The sequence below is a fragment of the Pseudomonas sp. FW305-28 genome (assembly GCF_017351395.1).
GTDB lineage: Bacteria > Pseudomonadota > Gammaproteobacteria > Pseudomonadales > Pseudomonadaceae > Aquipseudomonas > Aquipseudomonas fluorescens_AA.
The window spans coordinates 1-4,422 of the sequence record NZ_JACNDD010000255.1; the positions used below are offsets into that span (position 1 = coordinate 1).

Sequence of the window (4,422 nt, forward strand, 5' to 3'; positions counted from 1 at the left end):
CGGCCTCAAGATCTGGCGCAAACAGCCCGGCAATCGCCCTGGGATTGGACGGAAAATAAAAGTGCACATAGGAAGCCGTCATCCGCCCCTGCCGGAAAACCGCCTCCGCCCCTCGCCCGCCATTGGGGCTATGGCCACGGGCAATCGGTTCAACCTCGGTACTGGTCAGGGAATGATGATAGGTGTGCCCACGCAGGTTGCCTTCCGGCAAATCCACCGACTGCAATGCCAAGGCCGCCAGGCGCTTTTGCATCTGCGCATCACCGGCCAGCAAACCCAGCAGTTCGGCGCGCACGCCGTCGACATCGGTCAATGAATCGAGCAGATACAACATGCCGCCGCATTCGGCGAGTAACGGTTTATCGGCGGCGTGGTGGGCACGGATCGCGGCCAGCATCGGCTTATTTCGAGCCAGCGCAAGGTGGTGCAGCTCCGGATAACCGCCAGGCAGATAAAGACTGTCCGCCTCAGGCAGTTCGGTGTCATGGATTGGTGAAAAAAAGCTCAACTGCGCACCCATGGCCCGCAGCAGATCAAGGCTTGCGCCATAGGTGAAGGCGAACGCTTCATCACGGGCCACGGCGATGCGCACCCCGGCGAGCCACGGCTCAACGGCAATCACCTGCGGCGCGGCGAACTCCACCGCCGGCGGCAGCGCCACTTCGCAACTACTGGCCAAGGCATCGGCCGCCGCGTCGAGGCGCAGGTCGAGATCGTTCAATTCACTGGCCTGGACCAACCCGAGATGACGGCTGGGCAATTCGATGCCGGTTTCCCGGGACAGCGCGCCGTACCAGCGCAGGCCTTCGGTCAGGCTGCCTTCGAGCAATTGCGCGTGACGCAAGGTGCCGACCCGGTTGGCCAAGACCCCGGCGAATGGCAGGTCCGGTTGATAACGGGCCAGGCCCAGGGCCAAGGCACCGAAGGTCTGGGCCATGGCCGTGCCGTCGATCACCGCCAGCACCGGTACGCCAAAATGCCGCGCCAGGTCGGCGCTGGACGGGGTGCCGTCGAACAGTCCCATCACCCCTTCGATCAGGATCAGGTCCGCTTCGGCGGCGGCTTCCCACAACAGCCGGCGACTTTCCTGCTCGCCGACCATCCACATGTCCAATTGATAGACCGGCGCGCCGCTGGCCCGCTCCAGGATCATCGGATCGAGGAAGTCCGGGCCACACTTGAAGACGCGCACCTTGCGTCCCTGGTTGCGATGCAACCGGGCCAGCGCCGCAGTGACGGTGGTCTTGCCTTGTCCCGAGGCCGGCGCTGCGATCAACACCGCCGGACAGTGGCGGCTTGTCAGGCAAGGGTCACTCACAGTTCGACGCCTTTCTGCGCCTTGATACCCGCCTGGAACGCGTGCTTGATCATGCCCATTTCAGTCACGGTGTCGGCCAGCTCGATCATCTCCGGCTTGGCGCCGCGACCGGTCACCACCACATGCTGCATCGGCGGACGCGCCTGCAGATCGCTGAGCACCTGATCGAGGTCGAGGTAGCCGTGCTTGAGGGCGATATTCAATTCGTCGAGCACCACCAGGCCGATGGACGGATCGCTGAGCAACTGGCGCGATACGGCCCAGGCGGCTTCGGCGGCGGCGATGTCACGCTGGCGGTCCTGGGTTTCCCAGGTGAAGCCTTCACCCATGACATGAAAACGCACCTGCTCCGGGAAGCGGCGAAAAAACAGCTCTTCACCGGTGCTATTGCGTCCCTTGATGAACTGCACCACACCGCATTGCATGCCATGGCCCATGGACCGTGCCAGCATGCCGAACGCCGAGCTGCTCTTGCCCTTGCCGTTGCCGGTCAGCACCAGCAGCAAGCCGCATTCGTTCGGCGAGTTGGCGATGCGCTCGTCGATCACGGCTTTCTTGCGCTGCATGCGCGCCAGGTGGCGTTCGTCGCGATCAGGGGTGTCGGTCATGGGGAGCTCTCCGTTGGGATTGGATAACGGCGGGCGGGGCACAAAAAAAGACGGCAGCAAGCCTGGCATCGCCCACCGTGATGCCGTTGGATGAATCAGGCCGGTCTCCGGGCTCATGAGCGGCGTGGCGCCGGGCTGCGCGCCTTCCCATGTCATGCGACACAGTGGCTTAGGCACAGCGTTGACTCATTTACCGTTGCGGGGGCAGCGCCGGGTTCGTGTGCACTCACCGGCTTCCCTGTTTCACTCTGTCGAACTCAAGTCACAGAGCACCTGAAACAAGCGGCGAAGGTTAGAGGGTTGGGGGTGGAGCGTCAATTAAAGCCGCCTGTCGGGGGTGCTCATTGGCACCGATCAATAAAATGACGCCAATCTTGTGTGATGCTGCGGCAAGTGATATCAAAGAGACATTACGACCCGATATCACAAGAACAAGAGGGCAAAACATGCAAGGCATGCTCATCAGCAATCCGAAACTGGAATTCCTGCGCCCGGTGCTGGAACGCTGGTTTGATTGTATCGACCGCTACAACGCGGTGCGCGGCGATAACGACACGCCCTACTGGTTCGATGAACGAGCCAATCTCAGCTTGCTGTCGGCCGCTGCCTGGATGGCCGAGATGGTCACGCTGCAGAACGCGCCGACCCGCAAGCAGAACGAAGAAGGCGAACGCAACGTCAGCGCCGACCTGTTCATCGCCAGCACCGATGAGCGGGCCTTCATCCAGGCCACCCAACGCTGGCCCAAGGTCAACAACCTGAACCTGACCCAACCGCTGTCGGAAGCCACCAGCGATGCCAAGCGCATCAGCTACGCCAGCGACCTGAAGCTGGGCTGCCTGTTCGTCTCGCCGCAAAAGGCCCAGCAGAGCGCCACGCCCGAAGAACTGCAGGACATGATCGACGACCTGCAAAAGGAAAACACCTGCGCCGTGGCCTGGTACTTCCCATACGCCTATCGCAAGTTGCGCAACGAGGCCGGCCAATACCATCCAGGCATTGCCGTGCTGTTCAAACAGGCCCATGGCTGACTCATTACTGTGGGAGCGAGCTTGCTCGCGATAGCGGTGCACCTGGCAACATCAATCTTGATTGTCCTGCCGCCATCGCGAGCAAGCTCGCTCCCACAAGGTTTTGCGCGCAGTTTGAACCATCCGTGCGTCTACGCTTCTCTATGAATAACCACATGCATTCATAGGGAAGCCAGCATGCTCAAGCCACCCCATCTTCTGATCGTCGCCCTTGCCGCCGGGCTTGTCGCTTGTGGCGAGTCTTCCACGCTGCAAGTGTCCGATGGCACCGGTCCTGCGCCGAAACTGCCGGAACCGAACAAGACCCTGGTCCCCACCGTCAACATCGCCGAAGCCATCGGCTGGCCGCAAGGCACCAAGCCGACCCCGGCCCAGGGCCTGCAAGTGGGCGCGTTCGCCGAAGGACTGGACCATCCGCGCTGGCTTTACGTGCTGCCCAATGGCGATGTGCTGGTGGCCGAAACCAACGCCCCGCCCAAGCCAGACGACAGCAAGGGCATCCGTGGCTGGGTGATGAAAAAGGTCATGGGCCGCGCCGGTGCCGGTGTGCCCAGCCCCAACCGCATCACGCTATTACGCGACGCCAATCACGATGGCATCGCCGAAACCCGTACGGTATTTCTGGAAAACCTCAATTCGCCGTTCGGCATGACCCTGGTGGGCAATGACCTGTACGTGGCCGACACCGACCGACTGATCCGCTTCCCATACAAGGACGGTGACACACAGATCAAGGCGCAGCCGACCAAGGTCGTCGACCTGCCGGGCGGCACCCTCAACCATCACTGGACCAAGAACGTGATCGCCAGCCGTGACGGCAGCAAGCTGTACGTCACCACCGGTTCGAACAGCAACGTCGCGGAAAATGGCATGGAGGCCGAAGAAGGTCGCGCCGCCATCTGGGAAGTGGACCGGGCCAGCGGCAATCACCGAATCTTCGCCTCAGGCCTGCGCAACCCCAACGGCCTGGCCTGGGAACCCCGCAGCGGAGCCCTGTGGACGGCCGTGAACGAACGGGATGAGATCGGTAGCGACCTGGTGCCGGACTACATCACCTCGGTCAAGGACGGCGCGTTCTATGGCTGGCCCTACAGCTACTACGGGCAACACGTCGATGTCCGGGTCGAACCACAGAACCCGGCCCTGGTGGCCAAGGCCATCGCCCCGGACTACGCTGTCGGCCCCCATACCGCCTCACTGGGCCTGACCTTCGCTGAAGGCAGCACCCTGCCTGCACCGTTTACCGAAGGGGCTTTCGTTGGTCAGCACGGTTCCTGGAACCGTAAGCCCCACAGTGGCTATAAAGTGATTTTCGTACCGTTCAACGGCGGCAAACCCGTGGGGCAACCGGTGGATGTGCTGACCGGCTTCCTGAACGCCGACGAAAAAGCCCAAGGCCGGCCGGTGGGCGTGGTAATCGACAAGCAGGGTGGTTTGTTGGTGGCTGATGATGTGGGGAACAAGA

The 4,422-nt window shown here is 62.2% G+C and carries 4 protein-coding genes and 1 riboswitch; of the genes, 2 read left to right on the plus strand and 2 right to left on the minus strand.

Annotated elements, in window-relative coordinates; genetic code table 11:
• Together J4E53_RS29895 and cobO are read right to left on the minus strand one after the other, a co-directional pair.
• A partial coding sequence (locus J4E53_RS29895) for a cobyrinate a,c-diamide synthase (RefSeq protein WP_207268272.1) occupies positions 1 to 1,318 on the minus strand: 1,318 nt, incomplete at its 3' end.
• Positions 1,315 to 1,926 (minus strand): cob(I)yrinic acid a,c-diamide adenosyltransferase, encoded by a 612-nt coding sequence (gene cobO, locus J4E53_RS29900; RefSeq protein WP_060741073.1) that lies wholly within the window; start codon positions 1,924 to 1,926, stop codon positions 1,315 to 1,317. The genes J4E53_RS29895 and cobO, both read right to left, overlap by 4 nt.
• A gap of 80 nt (positions 1,927 to 2,006) precedes the next feature.
• Positions 2,007 to 2,218, minus strand: a riboswitch (cobalamin riboswitch).
• A gap of 154 nt (positions 2,219 to 2,372) precedes the next feature.
• Between cobO and J4E53_RS29905 the strand changes: the two genes are divergently transcribed.
• Both J4E53_RS29905 and J4E53_RS29910 read left to right on the plus strand, forming a co-directional pair.
• Entirely contained in the window at positions 2,373 to 2,957 is a 585-nt protein-coding gene (locus J4E53_RS29905) for a hypothetical protein (RefSeq protein ID WP_092170032.1), read from the plus strand.
• Between the two features lie 177 nt (positions 2,958 to 3,134).
• The coding region (locus tag J4E53_RS29910; RefSeq protein ID WP_207268273.1) for a sorbosone dehydrogenase family protein at positions 3,135 to 4,422 on the plus strand (1,288 nt) is incomplete at its 3' end.

What these genes read in the sequence shown, in the direction of transcription:
- cobO (WP_060741073.1), bottom strand. Translation starts at nt 1,926, where the DNA reads ATGACCGACACCCCTGATCGCGACGAACGCCACCTGGCGCGCATGCAG.
- J4E53_RS29905 (WP_092170032.1), top strand. Translation starts at nt 2,373, where the DNA reads ATGCAAGGCATGCTCATCAGCAATCCGAAACTGGAATTCCTGCGCCCG.